The sequence below is a fragment of the Sphingomonas sp. genome (assembly GCF_035317925.1).
In the GTDB taxonomy this organism is placed as follows: domain Bacteria; phylum Pseudomonadota; class Alphaproteobacteria; order Sphingomonadales; family Sphingomonadaceae; genus Sphingomonas_I.
The window spans coordinates 1-19300 of the sequence record NZ_DATHFV010000187.1 but is presented as its reverse complement, the minus strand read 5'-3'; the positions used below and the strand labels follow the sequence as shown (position 1 = coordinate 19300).

The window sequence follows — 19300 nt, the reverse complement described above, 5'->3', positions numbered from 1 at the left end:
GCCTTGCCCTGAGGTTGAAAGCCGGACAGATATCCGGGCTGGATACGGGACTTTCGTCCTTTAACGGATGACATCATGGCGAGTGGACGACGATGGTTTACGTACTAACGGCGCTCGGAACACAGGAGACGATAGGTGCATCGCCGCACGGGCAGCAGCGCAAGCAGATAGGATCGTCGTTCTTTCGGGGCGAGGACTGCAATTTCAATCCCTATGGGCAAGATCATTGTGTGCCCGATTTTGCGCACCGATTTTTGCTGCACGGGTGGCTGCCGGACGGACCGATCATCAATGCCAAGACCAAGGTGACGGCGTTCGGATCCTGCTTTGCTGAGAACATTTCCAATCATCTCGGCAGCATAGGCTTCGATACATCCAAGCAGCGCGCGAAAGACATTTACGTGTCGGTGATGGGCGAGGGCATGGTCAACGTCCACGCCATCGCACAGCAGTTCAAATGGGCTCTCGATGGCTGGATGCCCCCTTCCGATCTTTGGCACGGCTACAATGCGGAGCAATACGACCTAAGCGAAGAAGTTCGGACTGTGACTCGCGATGTCTTCCTCAACACGGAAGTCTTCATCCTGACATTCGGCTTGTCCGAAATCTGGTATGACGAGACGACCGGTGGCGTTTTCTGGCGCGCCGTGCCGTTGCGTTATTATGATCCGTCGCGTCACAAATTTCGCGTTTGCTCCTTCGAGGAAACGAAAAGCAATATTGGTGAAACCATAAGACTGATAAAAGAGCATGTCCCGCATGCGAAGATCATAATGACGGTTTCGCCTATACCGTTGATTGCGACGTTCAGGCCTGTCTCTTGTATCTCTGCCAACTCAGCTTCGAAAGCGATTATCAGGGCTGCGCTCGATGAAACAATGAGGGAATTGGACGACGATCTTCGGCAGGACGTTTTCTACTTTCCTGCCTTCGAAATCATAAATGAATGCTTTCCCAACCGGTTCCTCGACGACGGGCGCCATCTGCATCCGATGATCGTCCCGTCCGTCATGCGGCTGTTCGAGGCCACATTCTGCGACACGGAACTCACGCTTGCGGAGGCGGAAACGACCTTCAGGCAAGCGCGCCTGGAGGCGGCAGGGACTTTGAGCCAGCACCCTCTGTTTTCCCAGCCGGCCTAGCAGCTATTCGAATGCGGTGCTCGGCCGGCCATGGCCCGTTCCGAAAAGACACGATCGGACGAGCGCTGGCCGGGAAGCTATTGATCTGTCAACAATTCCGCCAGCTCTTCGCGTAGCGCCGCGACATTGTCCGTCACCTTGATCTTGTAGCGCCGCACCGCCTCGCGATCGACACCGAACAGCTCGCCCTCGTTGAAACTCCGGCCGAATATGTCGATCAGCATCGACCCGAACTTGCCCGAGATTTCGTCCGAGCCGGGCACGACGCGCTGCTCTTGATAGGATACATGGTCGGCGCTGGTGAGCGCGCACAGCAAGGTGTGGAGCCGCGCGCTGGATACGCCGCGATAGGACTGGATCTTCTGGATGGTCCGATCCAGCGACACATTCTCCCGGAGGAATTCGGCCGGGATCGTCAGCACCCTGTTCAGCGTCGGAACTGCCATCGGGAAGGCGGTGATCAGCCAGTCGCCGAGATGGCGTACGTTGGATCGTCCGCCGCCGAACAGGGTGATGTCATCTTCATAGCGCGCCCACCAGGTCGTCAGCCCGTTCAATATCCGCTGCAAGCCATCCGCCGCGGGCCCCTCCCGGAACAGGCCGCGAAACTGCGTGCCGAAGATGCCGATCGAATGCGGCACCCGCTCCATCAAAGCGGCCAGCCTGGGGTTGCAGGCGTCACTCGGCAGCAAACTGTTGCCGATGCCCAGGATCAGCAGATCGTAATCGCGATCGGGCACCGTCCACGGGTTGAGGTTGGCATAGGTCACGTCCGCATGTGCGGGCAGGATGCCGTTCAAGACGTGATAGCCGAGCCGGTCGCCGAAATTGACTGTCTCATAATAAGACAGGACGATCACCCGCTTGGGCCGCCGCGCACTATCCTCTGCTGTCATGACGCTTCGATATCGCGGGACAAACCATATGGCGATAGGCGCAGCTTATCGGCTTTGCAGCGTCACGCTCGCCGCCGTCAGCCCCTCAGATTGCGCGCTGACCGTGATGGCCCCCTTCTCGCCCGGCTTCGACCGGACGATCACCAGGCAAAGCCCGTTGAAAGCCTTGCGCACGGGCGACTGGAACGGCTCGAAACTGGTGGCGTCGCCATTGTCGGTCGCAACGATCTCGCCCGGGCCCGTGATCGTGAAGCTGATGCGATTGTCCGCCCGCGGCGTGGTGTTCCCGTCACGATCGGCAACCCGCACGGTGATGAAGGACAGATCGGACCCGTCGGCGCGGATCACCGCGCGATCCGGGGTCGCCTCCAACTTTGCCGGTGCGCCCGCCGTCCGCACGACATCCGTCGCCCACGGCTTGCCGGCCTTGTAGGTGACGACCTTCAGCTCGCCCGGCGCGTAGGTCACATAATCCCAGCGGAAGCGATATTCGTAGGGCGCCTTCGTCTTGCGGCCCTGCGACACGCCGTTGACGAACAATTCGGCCTCGTCGCCCGACGTGAAGACATGGACCGGCGTCACCTGCCCGAGCCGCTCCGGCCAGGTCCAGTGCGGCAGGATATGCGCCATCGGCAGATCGGGCCGCCAGCGCGCCTGATACAGATAGAAACGGTCCTTCTTGAACCCGGCGAGATCGAGGATGCCCGAATAGGAACTGCGCGACGTGTAATAGGGCGTCGGCTCGCCCAGGTAATCGAAGCCGGACCAGACGAATTCACCCGCGACATAGGGATATTGATCCTCCGCCGCGAACGCGCGGTCGGGCGACGATCCGAAATCGGCGGCGAACAATTCGTACCCGCTGACCTGATGGCTCACCGGATCGCCCCCCGATCCCGGCCGCACCGGGCCGCTGATCATGCCGGGCACCGGGAATTGGTAATCGCCGCGGCTGCTCAGCGCCGACGCGCTTTCGCTGCTGAAGATCACCTTGTCCGGGAAGCGCGCGCGAAACGCCGGGAATTGGCCGGGAAAGGCCCGCACCCCCGCGCCCTGATAATTGAGGCTGATCGTGTCGACCGCCGCCGGCAGCGGCATGTCCGCCTTGGCGTAATTCATCGCGGTCATCGTCTGGCGCGTGGGGTCCTCCTCGCGCACGATCCCGACCAGCTCCTTCGCGACCTTGGCGCCATCCTCACCGGTATATTGTTCGCCGACCTCGTTGCCGATGCTCCACAGGATGATCGACGGATCGTTGCGGTCGCGCCGCAGCATCGCGCGCAAATCCTGCTCGTGCCAGTCGGCAAAGATCAGGTGCGTGTCGAGCGGGGTCTTCTGGCGATACCAGACGTCGAACACCTCATCGATCACGAGGAAACCCATCCGGTCCGCCAGTTCGAGCAGTTCGGGCGCGGGCGGATTGTGGCTCATGCGCAGCGCGTTGACGCCCATGTCGCACAGCAGTTCGAGCTGGCGCTCGGCGGCGCGCGTGTTGAACGCCGCGCCGAGCGCACCGAGATCGTGATGGTCGTTGACGCCGCGCAACGGCACCGCCTGCCCGTTCACGAGGATGCCGTGATCGGGATCATAGCCGATCGTGCGGATGCCGAAGCGCGTCTCGTAGCGGTCGACGACCTTGCCGCCGCTCGTGACGCTCGTCACCGCGACATAAAGGTTGGGTTGTTGCCCGGGCGGTGGGCCCCACAGGCGCGGATTGACGATCGTCGCCATGCCCTCGATCTGGCCCGTCCCGTGGCCGGCGACGATCGCGCCGACTGGCCTGAAGGTCGCAACGACAGCGCCCGTGCGATGGCCGGCCGGATCGAGCGCGTAGATCGCGGTCGAAACCTCGACCGGCCGGTCGACCGCGGAGGCATTGTCGATCGCGACCCGGAGCTTCACCGTCGCGGAAGTCGACGAAACTGCGGGCGTCGTGACGTAGGTGCCCCACTGCGCGACGTGGACCGGATCGGCCTTGGTCAGCCAGACGTTCCGGTAGAGACCGCCGCCCGGATACCAGCGCGAGGATTCGGGCGGGTTGTCGAGCCGGATCGCGAGCTGGTTGACCCCGCCCGGCACGACATAGGGCGTCAGGTCCAGCCGCCAGCCATTATAGCCATAGGGCCAGCCACCGACGAGATGCCCGTTCAGCCACACCGCCGCGTAGGACATAGCCCCATCGACATCGAGGAAGATCGATTTGCCCGCATCGGCGCGCCCAACGTCGAGCTTGCGGCGATACCAGCCGATGCCCCAGCTCGGCAGCCGTCCCATCCCGCCATAAGGCCCATCCTGCAGAAACGGCCCGGCGATCGCCCAGTCGTGGGGCAGCGTCACTGCTTGCCAGTTCCGGTCGTCAAAACCGGCCTGAACATAGGAAAGCGAACCGCCCGGGTCGCCCGCCGGACGCTCGAAGCGTTTGGCCGGATCGCGGATGAAGGCATTGCCGCTCGGCAGGATCCACGGCTTGAGCACCGGCTGGTCCGCGCCTGCCGGCCGCACGGCTTCCTCCGGCCGTGCATCGGCGGCCTTGGCGTCGTCGTTCGGCTTCAGCGCCGGCCTGATATCGTAGAGCAGGATCGCGGGGGCGCCGGCGGGATCGCCCTTGGTAAAGCGCCACCCCGCGTCGATGGAGAGCCGTTGCCGGGGTGCTATATCGCTTCTGTCCGCTTGGGCCGCGGCACCCAACAGCAGGGCCGCACACAGTCCGACAACGACACGAAGCGTGGGGAACGACATAAGCAGCCATCAACTCCATTTGTCCGAGTTATGGCTTAGTGTCGCTGCGGCGGGCTGTCCAATAGCCGCTAAGTCCTCTCCCGCTTGCGGGAGAGGACTGATCCTCACCCCATCGTCGGGATGACGAAGGCGTTGCTGCCGTCGGGCGAACCGTCGGGCCAGCGGCCGGTGACGGTCTTGGTCTTGGTCCAGAAGCGGACGCCTTCCATGCCGTGCTGGTTATGGTCGCCAAAGCCCGAGCGCTTCCATCCGCCGAACGAATGATAGGCGACCGGCACCGGGATCGGCACGTTGATCCCGACCATGCCGACATTGACCCGCGCCGCGAATTCGCGCGCGGCGTGGCCGTTGCGCGTGAAGATCGCGACGCCGTTGCCGTACTGGTGCTGCGACGGCAGTGCGACCGCTTCCTCGAAGTCCTTCGCCCGCACGATCTGCAGCACCGGCCCGAAAATCTCTTCCTTGTAGGACGACATGTCGGTGGTGACGTGATCGAACAGGCTCGGCCCGATGAAGAAGCCTTCCTCATGCCCCTGCAGCTTGAAGCCGCGGCCGTCGACCACCAGCTCCGCGCCCTCGTCGACGCCGGTCTGGATCCAGTCCTCGACGCGCTTCTTGTGCGCGGCGTTCACGACCGGGCCGTAATGCGCATCCGCATCGGTCGAGACGCCGACGCGCAATGCCGCGATCGCGGGGATCAGCTTGGCGCGCAGCCGATCGGCGGTATCCTCGCCCACCGGCACCACCACCGGCAGCGCCATGCAGCGCTCGCCCGCCGAACCGAACGCCGCGCCCGCCAGATCGGCGACGACCTGGTCGAGATCGGCGTCGGGCATGACGATGCCGTGATTCTTGGCGCCGCCCATTGCCTGGACGCGCTTCCCCGCCTGGGTGCCGCGCGAATAGACATAATGCGCGATGTCGGACGATCCGACGAAGCTGACCGCATTGATATCGGGATGGTCGAGGATCGCGTCGACCATCTCCTTGTCGCCGTTGACCACCTGGAGGATGCCCTCGGGCAGGCCGGCCTCGCGCATCAATTCGCCAAGCCGCACCGGCACCGACGGATCGCGCTCGGAGGGCTTCAGGATGAAGGCGTTGCCGGTCGCGATCGCGGGCCCGAACATCCACATCGGGATCATGCCCGGGAAGTTGAACGGCGTGATGCCGGCGCCGATGCCCAACGGCACGCGCATCGACCAGACGTCGATGCCGGGACCCGCGCCATGCGTATATTCGCCCTTGAGCAGATGCGGCAGGCCGCAGCAGAATTCGATCACCTCCAGCCCGCGCTGGATGTCGCCCTTGGCGTCGGCGATGACCTTGCCATGCTCGGACGAGAGCAAATGCGCGAGCTCGTCCATGTGGGTCTCGATCAGCGCCTTGAATGCGAACATCACGCGCGCGCGCCGCTGCGGATTGACCGCCGCCCACGCCGGTTGCGCCGCCTTGGCCGCCGCGACCGCGCGATCGAGCACCGCCTTGTCGCCGAGCGCGACCCGCGCCTGCACCTGACCGGTATTGGGATCGAACACGTCGCCTTGGCGGGCCGCGCCGCCGCCGTTGGACCCTGCGAGGAAATGGTCGATCGCGCGCATGACATCACTCTCCTGATTATGGCTGCGGCCTAGCCCCTTGGGCCGCACGCTGGAAGTCGAAGCCAATCACTGTCATTGTGCAAAAATGCAGGAACCGGATTGGGACGACCTCCGCATTTTTCTCGCAGTGCTGCGGGGTGGCAGCATCATCGCCGCCGCCCGCTACACCGGGCTCGATCATTCGACCGTCACCCGCCGGATGACGAAGCTGGAGGAGCGGATCGGCCAGCAATTGCTGCACCGCTCACCAGCCGGGGTGACGCCAACCGAGGCTGGATCGCTCCTCGCTTTGCATGCCGAACGCATCGCGGACGAGATCGCCGCCGCGCGAACGATGCTCGATGCACAGGAAGAACATGTTTCTGGCACGGTCCGCCTCGCCACCCCCGAGGCATTCGGCCTGTTCATCGTCGCGCCCGCCGTCGAGCAGCTCTATCGCCGCTACCCCAACCTCCAGCTCGAGCTGATGCCCGAATCGCGCAATGTGAGCCTGTCCCGGCGCGAGGCGGACATGTCGGTGGTGCTGACCCAGCCGCCGCGCGGCCAGGTGGTGGCGCGACGGCTGGTCGATTACCGGCTCGGCCTCTACGCGTCGCGCGACTATCTCGCCCGGACCGAGCCGCTTACCGACATCGCCGCGCTCCGGGGTCATCCGCTGGTCTGGTATATCGACGAGATGATCGACCTGCCCGAATTGCGCTTCCTCGACCAGATTGCCGGCGGGTCCTCCAGCGTGTTCCGCTCGAGCTCGATCGCGGCGCAGCAGGCGGCGGTGGCGGGCGGGCTCGGCTACGGCGTGCTTCACGCTTTCGCCGCGGACGGCGATCCGCGCCTGCAGCGCGTGCTCGCCGACAGCGTCGAGGTGAAGCGCAGCTATTGGCTGATCTTCCCGCGCCAAGCGCAGCGCGTGCCGCGGATCCGGGCGGTGGCCGATTTCCTGACCGGGCTGATCCAGCAAAACCGCCAGCTATTTTAGCCGCAAAAGCACCAGTTTGGCGCCTTTCATGGTAGCGCTATCTTTTTTTGATTGACTCACGCATTGCAGCTCGACATTCTTGCCGAACTACTAACCCTCCCTCGTGGTCGCATCCTGCCGGTGCGGCCATTTTTTTGTGCCCGCGACGTCTCGCGTAGCTTTCGCCGCTGCCATGGTAGCGTTAGCTTGCTCGCGCCGTTCGTCGGCTGGCGCCCGGCTTGCCCCTCGGATAAGATCGCCTCCGATGGCGCATCCCGCGTCCCTGGAGCAAAGCCGGACGGCGATCGGATGCGCGCAACCCTGCCCCATTCGATACGCGGACGGCTGATCGCGCTCACGCTCGCGCTGCTGCTGCCAGCATTGGTGGTGACCTCGGTATTGTTGTGGCGCGCCTACGCGCAGGAACATGTCGCCGCCGAACGGCAATTGTCCGATACCGCCCGCGCATTGTCCCTGGTGGTCGATCGCGAGATTGGCCAGAGCAGCACGCTGCTGGAGGCGCTGGCGACCTCCAATCGGCTCAAGCGCGGCAGTTTCGATGCGTTCGCGCTGCAGGCACGTGAAGCCAATGCCGATCCGTCGCGCTGGGTGGTGGTGCTCGACGCCGACGGCCAGCAGCTCGTCAATAGCGCGGCTGCCCTAGGCGCACGCCTGCCGCGCGGGCAGACCAGCAACAAGGGCGTGACCTATACCCAGCTCGGTCAAGGCATCCGGCTGTGGAATCTGTCGAGGGGCTCGGTCACTGGGCAGCCGGTAGTGGTGCTCGCCAAGACGCTCCGCCTGAATGATGGGCGTATGGTCGAGCTGACGATCGTAACGCGCGCCTCCAGCTTCCTGCGCCTGTTCGCCGACCAGCAGCTGCCCGAGCGCTGGACCGGTGTGGTGCTCGACGGCAGCCACCGCATCGTCGCGCGCAATCGGAACAACGATCTGTATGTCGGCCATCAGGCATCCGCGGAAACGCAGAAGCTGATGGCGATCCGGCCGGCTTTCGTCCGTCCGAGCACGACCCTCGACGGCATCGCCGTGATCACCGCCTGGAACCGGTCGCCCGTGACCGGATGGGTGATGGCGATCGCGGTACCCCGCAGCGAGCTTGCGGCCGGCGCCTGGTCGTCGCTGGTGGCAGGTGCGGCGCTGGGGCTGGTGCTGATCGGCATCGGCCTGCTCGTATCCTACCGCGTCGGGCGCAGCGTCGCGCTGCCGATTGGCCGGCTCGCGGCGGGCGCGGCCGCGCTCGGCCGGGGCGAGGACAGCGACACGGGACGCTCGACCCTGGTCGAGATCCAGGCGGTGCAGGACGCGCTGCGCGACGCCGGCGCGGCGCTGCACGCGCGCGAGCAGGAATTGCAGGCGCTCAACAACAATCTCGAATTGCGCGTGATGGAGCGGACGCGCGAACTGGCCGAGGCCGCCGAAACGCTGATCCAGGCGCAGAAGATGGAAGCGGTCGGACGGCTGACCGGCGGCATCGCGCACGATTTCAACAATCTGCTGACCGCGGTGATCGGCAATATCGACCTGCTCCAGCGCACCGCCGAAGACGAGCGCGCCAAGCGCCTGCTCGGCAGCGCGCGTCAGGCGGCCGAACGCGGCGCCAAGCTGACCGGGCAATTGCTCGCTTTCTCGCGCCGCCAGCAATTGCGGGCCGAGGTGGTCGACATCAACCGCGCGGTCGAAAATACGGTCGAATTGCTCAAGAGCACGCTGGGCGGCGCGACCAGCATAGTGCGCGTGCCGTCCGCCGATCTGTGGCTCGCGCACGCCGACCCCACCCAACTCGATCTGATCCTGCTCAATCTCGCGATCAACGCACGCGACGCGATGCCCGCGGGCGGATCGATCCTGATCGAAACCGCCAACATCACGATCGGCGAAGCACCGCGCAACACCGAGGAACCGCCGCCCGGCGATTTCGTCGCGATCACGCTCGCCGATCGCGGCACCGGCATGACGCCTGAGATCCTGGCGCGCGCGTTCGACCCCTTCTTCACCACCAAGCCGGTCGGCCAGGGCACCGGACTCGGCCTGCCCCAGGTGCTGGGCGTGCTCAAGCAACTGGGCGGCGGCATCCGCATCAAGAGCCGCGTCGGCGAAGGCACCAGCGTCACCGTCTTCCTGCCGCGCTCGCTGGTCGAACGTCCGCCCGAAGCCGAGATCGCGGCGGTCGAAGCCAGTGATCTGCGTGGCCTGTTTATCCTGCTGGTCGACGACGATCCCGATGTCCGCGGCGTCGCCGCCTCGATCCTGCGCGAAACCGGCTGCCTTGTGGTCGAGGCGGAAAGCGGGCGGCTCGGCCTGAAGCGGCTGGCCGAAACGCCCAAGCTCGATCTCGTGCTGATCGACTTCGCTATGCCCGGCATGAACGGTGCCGAAGTCGCGCTCGCGATCCGCGAACAGCGCCCCGAACTGCCGATCCTGCTGATGAGCGGCTATGCCGATGTCGAGGTTTTGTCCGCGGTCTGGGACGGCCCGTTTATTTCGAAGCCGTTCACCGCCAACTCGCTCCAGGCGCGCATCGCCGAAGCGGTGCGCCGGCATCGCGTCACGCGGTTACGGGGAAGTAACTAGGCCCGTCACCCTGAACTTGTTTCAGGGTCCATTCCGCGGCTTGGCGCCTGCCTCCCGATGGATGCTGAAACAAGTTCAGCATGACCAATGGAAATATCAGGCGTGCCCGCTCGTCGGCGCCAACAGGCGCACATCGATCCCCGCGGCGGCAAAGGCACGCGGCCAGCGTTCCTTGGTCGGTATCTCGAACAGCAGTTCATCGCTCGCGCCGACGCTCAGCCAGCCATGGCGCCGCAATTCCTCGTCGAGCTGCTCCTCACCCCAGCCGGCATAGCCCAAAGCGACCAGCCAGCGGTTCGGCCCCTCACCCGCCGCGATCGCGCGCAGCACGTCGAGCGTGGTGGTCAGCGACATCGTCTCGGACACGAGCAACGTATCCTCGCCGCGCCAGTCGGGCGAATGAAGCACGAAGCCGCGCTGTTTCTCGACCGGGCCGCCGAGATGGATCGGCGCGTCCGGCGCGACGCCGGGTTCGATATCGAGCTGCTTGAGCAAGGTGTGCAGGCCCAGGCCCGGCACGATCCGGCCGATGCCGACGCCCATCGCGCCGTCGGGTTCGTGCAGGCACATCGCGATCACCGCCTGTTCGAAGCGCGGATCGCCGATGCCGGGAAGCGCCAGCAGCAGCTCGCCGGCGAGCGAGGCGAAATCACCTTGTGCCATGGGACTGTTATAGGGATCGGTCATGATGACGCCAACCGCCCCACGCCCCTTCCGGGTTCCCGATCCGGCTGTTAGGGACAAGAAAAAGGAGAATAGAAATGACGATCGCAATCGGCGATGCGCTCCCCGCCGCGACTCTGGTGCGGATGACCGACACCGGCCCGGAAAAGGTCGAGACCCAGGATTTCTTCGCGGGACGGCGCATCGCGCTCTTCTCGGTGCCGGGCGCGTTTACGCCGACCTGTTCGGCCAAGCATCTGCCCGGCTTCATCGACAAGGCCGACGCGCTCAAGGCCAAGGGCATCGACGAAGTCGTCGGCACCGCCGTCAATGACGCCTTCGTGATGGGCGCGTGGGGCAAGAGCGCGGGCGCGGACGGCAAGGTCACCTTGCTCGCCGACGGCAATGGCGATTTCGTGAAGGCGCTGGGCCTCGATTTCGACGGCAGCGGCTTCGGCATGGGCACGCGCGGCAAGCGTTTCGCGATGGTCGTCAACGACGGCAAGGTCGAGAAACTGTTTGTCGAGGCACCGGGCGAGTTCCGTGTCAGTTCCGCCGACTATTTGCTGGCGGAGCTCTGATGCCGTCACCGCAAAACCTGGCCCATGTCGATGCGCTTGAGGCGCTCTACCGCGAGTCCGTGACCGCGCTACGCGGCGCCTTGTCGCGTTACATCGCCAATGGCGAGCGTCCCGATCCGGCGGCGCGCGCCGCCGGCGCCTTCTGCTATCCTGAGATTCGCGTCCGCTATGACGGGCGCGCCTCCGCCTCCGCCCCCGGCCGCGCTTTCGGCCGGCTGCACATACCGGGCGATTATGCGGTCAGCGTGACCCAGCCGGCTTTGTTCCGCGATTACCTCGCCGAGCAGCTCGACTATCTGGTCGAGGATTATGGCGCAGAGGTCAGCATCGGCCGCAGCGACGAAGAGATCGCCTACCCTTACGTGCTCGATGCAGAGATTGACCTGACCGGCGCCGCCGCGGTCGAGCTGGCGCGGATCTTTCCCGCGACCGAACTCGCCCATATCGGCGACGAGATCGCCGACGGCACTGCCTTGCAGGGCAGCGGTCCGCGTCCGCTCGCTCTGTTCGAGGCCGGCCGCACCGATTTCAGCCTCGCGCGGCTGCGCCACTACACCGGCACGCCCTCCGCGCACGTCCAGAAATATGTGCTGTTCACCAACTATCACCGCTACGTCGATGAGTTCGTGGCGTGGGCGTGCGACGAGCTCAACGCGGGCAAGGGCTACACCATGCTCAGTGGTGCTGGCGGGCTCGAAATCTATCCGGGCGATCCCGATCCGGCACGCGCGGTCGCGGACAGCGCGTGGCGGCGGCACCAGATGCCGGCCTACCATCTGGTCGCGCCCGATCGTTCGGGCATCACGCTCGTCAATATCGGCGTCGGCCCGTCCAACGCCAAGACGATCACCGATCACCTCGCAGTCACGCGGCCCGAGGCGTGGCTGATGATCGGCCATTGCGGCGGCCTGCGCCCCAGCCAGCGGATCGGCGACTATGTGCTGGCGCATGCCTATCTGCGCGACGACCATGTCCTCGACGATGTGCTGCCGCCGGAAATCCCGGTGCCCGCGATCGCCGAAGTGCAATTGGCGCTCGGCCGCGCCGCCGAGCGCGTCTCGGGCGAGAGCAGCGATCAATTGAAGTCGCGCCTGCGCACCGGCACCGTCGTCACGACCGACGATCGCAATTGGGAGCTCAGGTACACCAGTTCGGCGCTGCGTTTCAGCCAGAGCCGCGCGGTCGCGATCGACATGGAATCGGCGACGCTCGCCGCGCAGGGGTTCCGCTTCCGCGTGCCCTACGGCACCCTGCTGTGCGTCTCGGACAAGCCGATCCATGGCGAGATCAAGCTGCCCGGTCAGGCCAACCGCTTCTACGAACGCGCCATCGCCGAGCATCTGCGCATCGGCATCGCCGCGATCGACGAACTGAAGCTGGCGGGCGATCAGCTCCACAGCCGCAAGCTTCGTGCCTTCAACGAGCCGCCGTTCCGCTAAACGGGCATTATGTCCGCAATTGGTGGAAGTCGTCCGGCAGTTTTCGGGCCTCATCTTCGTTAAGGGACGTGAACCGACTCGATCTCAAGGCTTGTGACGCCGGTCCGGTATAGCTTGGCGTGGAGAGTGAGATCGCTCACCCGCTCCCTTGTGGTCGTCAAATCTACGAGCAACTGCCAATAGCCGCCCATCCATCGATAAATCGAACGCTCCCAGGTCGCTGGATTTAAGGGAGCTAATGTGTCGCCGTAAGCCAGGACATTGTCGGCGATGGATGCGGCCGTTGAGGTATCGATCGGGGAAACGCCAACGATAACGTGATCGCGCAGGGCGTAATCCCCTGCCACAAACGCGTCGACTATTTCGCGAAAAGTGGCGTGCCATTCCGACGGGATGGGATGTTCGGCGTCGTCCTTCGCGAACATTTCCTAAGAATCCCCGCGTCCGCTTTTGGCGATCATGTAGTTTGCCAGCTATGCCCGCAAGTGGGTCGTTTGCCGACCCTCCGATTACGACCCCCACTTAGCTGGCGGGCGTATCCGCCGCTTCCTCCGCCATCGCGCCTTGCGGCCAATTGTCGATGACGGAGCGATTCCGGCCTTCGTGCTTGGCCTGGTAGAGCGCATGGTCGGCGCGCTCCATCGCGTCGCGCAGCGCGAGCGTGTCGGGCGAGATCTGCGCGACGCCGAAGCTGGCGGTGATCGACGGTAAGGAAACGCCTTCGTCGCTGGGCAGACCGACCAGCCCGCGGACATGTTCCACCCGCTGATAGAGCTCGATCGCGTCGACCCCCATCGCCAGCAGCACGAACTCCTCGCCGCCAAGTCGCGCGAGCAGGTCGCCCGGGCGCACGGCGGTGCCGAGCATCCTGGCGAAATGGACCAAAACCTGATCGCCGGTCGTGTGGCCGTAACAGTCGTTGATCGCCTTGAACGAATCGATGTCGGCGATGGCGACGGCGGCGCGGTCGCGATGATCGGTCCGGAGCCGGGCGAGCAGATGCGGTGCCGCTTCGTCGAAGCCGCGCCGGTTCCAAACGCCGGTCAGCGGATCGGTCCGCGCCAGCCGTTCGAGCACCACGCCGAAATCCTGGTTGAGCAAAAGCACGGTGGCGAGGCCGAGGCCGACATAGGTCACCGATCCCCCCAACGCGATGAACGCAACCGCCACGTTCGAATCATGGTCGACCGTGTACAGCCCGACCACCAACGCCAGATTGGCGACCGCGAACGCGCCGAGCAACGCGGTCGTGCCCCAGTCGAAATTGCGCGTCTTGCGCGATCGGCGCGGGCCGACCGCGAACGCGGCCAGCAGCAGGCCGAGGCCGGTCAGCAAGGCGATCGTCGGCGGGGTCGCGTCGCGCATCTGCGGCGCGAGATCGGACAGCAGGCTGATCGCTAGCGCGATCGTCGTCCAGATCGCGCTCAAGGCAGCTGCGCGGTTGGGCCGACCCGCGCGCTGACGCAGCCCCTGCACCAGCAGCAAGGCGGCGGCTAGCCAGCACAGGCTGGGTGTGGCGCCCGGCAGCGGGGCGTTATGGAGCGCGGAAGTCGTACCGAGTACCGCCAGCCACCCGACCGCGATCGCCGCGAACGCTGCCCCCCAGCTCATCGCATGCGCGGCTTCGCGCCGCCGCCGCCAGATGGCGAGCAGCGCCCCCGCGAACAGGCCGCTGATGGCGAGCGGCGTGCAAAGGATGGCGATCAGGATCATCGAGCGCGCGACGCGATCAGAATCCGTACGGATGCCGGAGGCAAGGCGCTATCACAGGCCGGACCATAGTGCCTTTTAGGCGGGCAATGGTTAAATTCTCGCCGCATTGCGCCAGGTCGACCGGTCCGATCCCCATAACTTGACGGGGTGCAGATGCCGGCCGCAGCCTTTTTTCCTCATCAAATCCTGCCGATCGCAAGGAGTGGCGAGGAATTTACACATCAACGGCCGCAAACTCTCCCCCCAGACAGAGTTTGCCGAAATGAAAGAGCCTGTATCCACGCTGAGGTCAAGCCGGTAACCGCCGCGTTAACTATCTATTCGTGCAAGAGAAACGTTGCGATCGACTGCCCCAGTTCCGGCCGCAGCACACTCGTCATATGATTGCCGGGAATTTCCGTAAGTTCCCCCTGCGGCAATAACGCCGCAAGATCGGCCGACGATCCGTTGTCATGATCGTCCTCGCCCGACAGGACGAGCACCGGAATCGCGATCTTTTCGATCTCGTCGCGCCGCGTTGCCACGAAGCTGTCGAGCAGCGGCAGCATTGCGTCCGGATCGCCGCCGGTCGTCTTGAGAAAGGCTTCGGCCAGCCACGCGCCCGATCCGCGCGTATGCGTGCCCGCGCCGGTCAGGACATGCCGGAAAAAGTCGATCCTCTTGTTGGGTTCGAGCACGCCGTCCAGCCCCATGCCCGACAGGATCGCCCGGCGCGGCCGCGCGCCGCGCACCAGCATCCGCAACACCGTCCGGCCGCCGAGCGAATAGCCGCCAAGGTCATAGTCGGTCAGGCCGAGATGACGCACCAGCGCCTCGCCGTCCGCCGCCAGCACATCGGGCGGATAGGAGGCGGCGTCGTGCGGCGCCGCACTTTCGCCGTGGCCGCGCAGATCGGGCATGATCACGCGAAAGCCCGCATCCGCGAGCAATTTCGCATGGCCATAGCGGATCCAATTGACCCAGCCGTTAGAAAACAGGCCATGGATCAGGACGAGCGGACGTCCCTCCCCCAGCGCGCGATACGCAAGGTCGAGCCCATCGTCGCTTTTGAAGAAAAGGACGGGGAAATCAGTCGGGGAGCTTGCCAATGGCTTCCATCCAGCGATCGGTGACATTGGGATTCTGATCCGAGCGATAGCCCGGCAGATGCGACGTGTCCTGCCAGGCAGGCAGGATACTCTCGGTCGCATAATTGTGGACCGGCCTGAACCGCGACGGATCGTCGAACGAGCCTAGCGTCACGTCCATCTTGGTGGCGCCCTCGACGAAGCGGAAGCCGAGCGGCGTACCGCAGGCCGAACAGAAGGGCCGTTCGGCGATCGGCGACGAGCGATACCAGTCCGGCTCCTGGTCCCACACCATCCCGTCGAGCTTTACGCTCACGAACGCGATCGACGCGCCGCCGGTCGCGTGGCGGCACATCTTGCAATGGCACAGATAGGCATCGTCGCTGTCGATCCGCACCGAATAGCGGACGCGCCGGCACTGGCAGCCGCCCGTCATGGTCTCGCTCATGGCAAGTGCGTTGGCACCGTGCACAGCGGCTGGCAAGACGGCGCAAGCCATGCCACGGCGGCACGATGGCTGCCTCCGACATTTACGATGCGATCATCCTCGGCGCGGGCGGCGCCGGTCTGATGTGCGCCGCCGTCGCGGGCCAACGCGGCCGGCGCGGGCTGGTGATCGATCATGCCGACGAACCGGGAAAGAAAATCCTGATCTCGGGCGGCGGCCGCTGCAACTTCACCAATATCGGCACCGCGCCGGACCGCTATCTCAGCGCCAACCCGCATTTCGCGCGGTCCGCGCTCAGCCGCTACACCGCCGCCGATTTCATCGCCCTGGTCGATCGCTACAATATCGCCTGGCATGAGAAGACGTTGGGTCAGCTCTTCTGCGACGGTTCGGCCAAGCAGATCGTGGCGATGCTGCTCGACGAATGCGCCGCCGGCGATGTGACGCTGCATCTGCGCGATGCGATCCGCGATGTCGGGCATGCCGACGGCATTTTCCGGGTCGATTATGGCGATCGCACCGCCACCGCACCGGCTTTGGTGATCGCAACCGGGGGGCCTTCGATTCCCAAGCTCGGCGCGACCGGTTTCGCTTACGATCTGGCGCGCCGTTTCGGCCTCAAGGTGGTCGAGCCCCGCCCGGCTCTGGTGCCGCTGACCCTGCCCCAGGACGAAGCTCTGTTCCATGCGCTCGCGGGCGTCGCCGCGCCCGTCGTCGCGCGCGCTGGCGGCGCTTCCTTCGCGGAAGCCGCCTTGTTCACGCATCGCGGCCTGTCGGGTCCTGCGATCCTGCAAATCTCGTCCTACTGGCGCCACGGCCAGCCGATCGGGATCGATTTCCTGCCGGGTCTCGCCAACTGGCTGGTCGAGGCCAAGCGCACCCGGCCGCGCGCGACGGTGAAATCTGTCTTGAGCGACTTGCTGCCCGCCCGGCTGGCCGAGGCACTCGCCGAACGCCTCGCGCTGCCCGGCGCGCTCGACGAGCAGCGCGACGCCGCGCTCGCCGAGATCGAACGCCGACTGGCCGACTGGCAATTCCATCCCAACGGTACCGAAGGCTTCGCCAAGGCCGAAGTCGCCGTCGGCGGCGTCTCGACCGACGTCCTGTCCTCCAAGACGATGGCTGCGCGCCACCTTCCCGGCCTCTATGTCATCGGGGAAGCGGTCGACGTCACCGGCTGGCTCGGCGGCTATAATTTCCAGTGGGCCTGGGCCAGCGGCTGGGCCGCGGCGCAGGATATTTAACGCGGAGAACCCAGCGCCTTCGCCATCTCTTCGGGCGGCGGCGCTTCAGGCCAGCTCGGCGCGCCTTCCGGCAATTCCAGCCAGGGCTGTTTGCTCCGCGCCCAGATATGCGCGGTCACTATCAGCTCGTTCGACCGGTCGAGCGTCCCCGCGCGGATCACCGCCACGCCCGGCCGCGCGCTGTTCGTATTGAAGATGCGCGTGTGACAGACCTCGCACATGCGCTGACGCGAGATGCGGCCGCTCGGGGACGTCAGCTCGAACACCGTGATCGGCCCGGTCGCCGCGATCGCATCCTCCGCCACCACCGCCTGCTGGCTGAACGCGCTCCCGCTCCAGGTCTGGCAGTCGGTGCAATGGCAGGCATAGGTCAGCGGCAAATCATCGAGCGCGAGCGTGTAACGCACCGCGCCGCACCGGCACCCACCACCGATCCCGCCCGTCACGTCAGGCTCCCCTTCCGCCGCCGCGCGAGCAGCCCCAGCCCCACGATCAGGCCGCCGAACATGGCGATCGCCATGTCCTTCTGGCTGTCCCACATGTCGCCCTGCTGGCCATTATATTCTTCCGCCACGCCCGGCGCGAGGACGATCGTGAGCAGCCATTCGAAGATTTCGTAGAGCGCGCTGACCGCACCGACGAACAGGAAGGCGCTGACGATCGCCGCTTTTGCGCCCATCCCGCCATGACGGCGTGCGGCTTCGGCGAAGGGCCGGATCGCGAACAGGCCGAAGACGAGATGGACCAGCCGGTCGAAATCGTTGCGCACCAGCCCGAAGCTGCGGTCGATCGAAATCCCGGACAGCGCTCGTCCCCAGGCGTCATAGGGCACGTTGGAATAGGTGTAGCGGCCGGCGAGCGTGTGCAGCAGCAGGAAGCCAAGCACGCACGCCACCGATCCGTCCGACAAGGGCCAGCGCCGCAGCAAAAGCGGTGCGGCCAGGATCAGGATCACGGTCGGGATATGCTGAAGCGGCGCGATGTCGGGATAAGGCTGACGCAGGTTGGCGAGCCCGACCGCGATCGCGAGCGCGACGATCATACGCAGCTGGGACGCGGGCAAGGCGCCCCAGCTACGCAGGTAGTTCAAGATCTTAGGCTGCCTTCTTGAGATGACGCCGGCCGAGCAGCTCCGCGATCTGGACCGCGTTCAGCGCCGCGCCCTTGCGCAGATTGTCGCTCACGCACCACAGGCTGAGCCCGCTGTCGACGGTCGGATCCTCGCGCACGCGGCTGACGAAGGTCGCATATTCGCCGACGCATTCGATCGGCGTGATATAGCCGCCATCCTCATGCTTATCGATCAGCATGATGCCCGGCGCCTCGCGCAGGATCGACTTGGCCTTGGCCGCCGAAATCTCGTTCTCGAACTCGATGTTGATCGCTTCGGAATGGCCGACGAACACCGGCACGCGCACGCAGGTCGCGCTCACCTTGATCTTGGGATCGAGGATCTTCTTGGTCTCGACCACCATCTTCCATTCTTCCTTGGTTGAACCGTCGTCGAGGAAGCTGTCGATGTGCGGGATCACGTTGAACGCGATCTGCTTGGTGAACTTGCTCGGCGTCGCCGGATCGCCCACGAAGATGTTGCGGCTCTGCTCGAACAGCTCGTCCATGCCGGCCTTGCCCGCGCCGGAGACCGACTGATAGGTCGCCACCACCACGCGTTTGATCTTCGCGAAATCGTGGAGCGGCTTCAGCGCCACCACCATCTGCGCGGTCGAGCAGTTCGGGTTCGCGATGATGTTCTTCTTGAGATAGCCGTCGATCGCGTGCGCGTTCACTTCCGGCACGATCAGCGGCACGTCCGGATCCATGCGGTAAAGCGAGCTGTTGTCGATCACGGTGCAGCCGGCGGCGGCCGCGATCGGCGCATATTTCTTGGTGCCTTCGGATCCGATCGCGAACAGGGCCATATCCCAGCCGGTCCAGTCGAAATGCTCGATATTCTTGACGGTAAGCTTCTTGCCCGTCTCGCCGAAATCGATCACATCGCCCGCCGAACGCGAAGAGGCGAGCGCCGCGATCTCATCGATCGGAAACTCCCGCTCCGCGAGGATTCCACCGTCGAGAACGGGCTCGCCATGTGGGTGGTGTCGGACAACCTGCGCAAGGGCGCGGCGCTCAACGCCGTGCAGATCGCCGAGTCGCTGATCAATCGCAAGCTGATCCAGGCCAAGCGAAAAGCGGCGTAATGCCTCGCGTCGCTGAGCAGTC

17 protein-coding genes are annotated in these 19300 nt (G+C 65.1%); 6 read left to right on the top strand and 11 right to left on the bottom strand.

The window, feature by feature from the left end:
• The first annotated feature begins 92 nt into the window (after positions 1-92).
• Positions 93-1142 carry a GSCFA domain-containing protein gene (locus tag VK533_RS13935; protein ID WP_324378664.1) on the top strand — a complete coding sequence of 350 codons (1050 nt, stop codon included), beginning with the start codon at positions 93-95 and terminating at the stop codon, positions 1140-1142.
• Between the two features lie 77 nt (positions 1143-1219).
• Here VK533_RS13935 and VK533_RS13930 read toward each other — a convergent pair whose 3' ends face one another.
• The 3 genes from VK533_RS13930 to VK533_RS13920 form a co-directional block, all read right to left on the bottom strand.
• Positions 1220-2038 carry a hypothetical protein gene (locus tag VK533_RS13930; protein ID WP_324378662.1) on the bottom strand — a complete coding sequence of 273 codons (819 nt, stop codon included), beginning with the start codon at positions 2036-2038 and terminating at the stop codon, positions 1220-1222.
• Positions 2039-2083: 45 nt separating this feature from the next.
• The gene (gene galB, locus VK533_RS13925) at positions 2084-4777 is read right to left on the bottom strand and encodes a beta-galactosidase GalB (RefSeq protein ID WP_324378660.1); all 2694 of its coding nucleotides are present in this window, start codon (positions 4775-4777) and stop codon (positions 2084-2086) included.
• Positions 4778-4881: 104 nt separating this feature from the next.
• A complete protein-coding gene (locus VK533_RS13920) occupies positions 4882-6378 on the bottom strand; it encodes a CoA-acylating methylmalonate-semialdehyde dehydrogenase (protein WP_324378658.1) in 1497 nt (498 codons plus the stop codon).
• An 85-nt stretch (positions 6379-6463) separates the two neighbouring features.
• Here VK533_RS13920 and VK533_RS13915 point away from each other — a divergent pair, with 85 nt between their 5' ends.
• A complete protein-coding gene (locus tag VK533_RS13915; RefSeq protein WP_324378656.1) occupies positions 6464-7354 on the top strand; it encodes a LysR family transcriptional regulator in 891 nt (296 codons plus the stop codon).
• 288 nt (positions 7355-7642) lie between these two features.
• Entirely contained in the window at positions 7643-9925 is a 2283-nt protein-coding gene (locus tag VK533_RS13910; RefSeq protein ID WP_324378654.1) for a hybrid sensor histidine kinase/response regulator, read from the top strand.
• A 96-nt stretch (positions 9926-10021) separates the two neighbouring features.
• On the opposite strand, the gene VK533_RS13905 is transcribed toward VK533_RS13910, so the two are convergent.
• Positions 10022-10612 carry a YqgE/AlgH family protein gene (locus VK533_RS13905; protein ID WP_324378652.1) on the bottom strand — a complete coding sequence of 197 codons (591 nt, stop codon included), beginning with the start codon at positions 10610-10612 and terminating at the stop codon, positions 10022-10024.
• 74 nt (positions 10613-10686) lie between these two features.
• Between VK533_RS13905 and VK533_RS13900 the strand changes: the two genes are divergently transcribed.
• On the top strand, positions 10687-11169 hold the full coding sequence (locus VK533_RS13900) for a peroxiredoxin (RefSeq protein WP_324378650.1): 483 nt from the start codon (positions 10687-10689) through the stop codon (positions 11167-11169).
• Complete coding sequence (locus VK533_RS13895; protein WP_324378648.1) at positions 11169-12608, top strand: AMP nucleosidase; 1440 nt, start codon at positions 11169-11171, stop codon at positions 12606-12608. The genes VK533_RS13900 and VK533_RS13895 overlap by 1 nt, the downstream gene beginning before the upstream one ends.
• A 59-nt stretch (positions 12609-12667) precedes the next feature.
• On the opposite strand, the gene VK533_RS13890 is transcribed toward VK533_RS13895, so the two are convergent.
• The 4 genes from VK533_RS13890 to VK533_RS13875 all read right to left on the bottom strand — a co-directional run bounded on the left by VK533_RS13890 (position 12668) and on the right by VK533_RS13875 (position 15836).
• Positions 12668-13033, bottom strand: coding sequence for a DUF7668 domain-containing protein (locus VK533_RS13890; RefSeq protein WP_324378646.1), 366 nt, complete (start codon positions 13031-13033; stop codon positions 12668-12670).
• Between the two features lie 97 nt (positions 13034-13130).
• A complete protein-coding gene (locus VK533_RS13885; RefSeq protein ID WP_324378644.1) occupies positions 13131-14321 on the bottom strand; it encodes a GGDEF domain-containing protein in 1191 nt (396 codons plus the stop codon).
• 317 nt (positions 14322-14638) lie between these two features.
• Positions 14639-15409 (bottom strand): alpha/beta fold hydrolase, encoded by a 771-nt coding sequence (locus tag VK533_RS13880; protein ID WP_324378642.1) that lies wholly within the window; start codon positions 15407-15409, stop codon positions 14639-14641.
• A complete protein-coding gene (locus VK533_RS13875; protein WP_324378640.1) occupies positions 15390-15836 on the bottom strand; it encodes a GFA family protein in 447 nt (148 codons plus the stop codon). The genes VK533_RS13880 and VK533_RS13875 overlap by 20 nt, the downstream gene beginning before the upstream one ends.
• A gap of 65 nt (positions 15837-15901) precedes the next feature.
• Here VK533_RS13875 and VK533_RS13870 point away from each other — a divergent pair, with 65 nt between their 5' ends.
• Positions 15902-17080 carry an NAD(P)/FAD-dependent oxidoreductase gene (locus VK533_RS13870; protein WP_324378638.1) on the top strand — a complete coding sequence of 393 codons (1179 nt, stop codon included), beginning with the start codon at positions 15902-15904 and terminating at the stop codon, positions 17078-17080.
• Here the strand turns inward: VK533_RS13870 and VK533_RS13865 are convergent.
• Genes VK533_RS13865 through VK533_RS13855 form a run of 3 tightly spaced genes read right to left on the bottom strand, consistent with a single transcriptional unit; the run spans position 17077 to position 19143 of the window.
• Entirely contained in the window at positions 17077-17526 is a 450-nt protein-coding gene (locus VK533_RS13865) for a GFA family protein (RefSeq protein ID WP_324378636.1), read from the bottom strand. The genes VK533_RS13870 and VK533_RS13865 overlap by 4 nt on opposite strands.
• Entirely contained in the window at positions 17523-18173 is a 651-nt protein-coding gene (locus VK533_RS13860; RefSeq protein WP_414712312.1) for a DUF2238 domain-containing protein, read from the bottom strand. Before VK533_RS13860 ends, VK533_RS13865 begins: the two co-directional genes overlap by 4 nt.
• A 1-nt stretch (position 18174) precedes the next feature.
• Complete coding sequence (locus VK533_RS13855; RefSeq protein WP_324378688.1) at positions 18175-19143, bottom strand: aspartate-semialdehyde dehydrogenase; 969 nt, start codon at positions 19141-19143, stop codon at positions 18175-18177.
• Between the last annotated feature and the right edge of the window lie 157 nt (positions 19144-19300).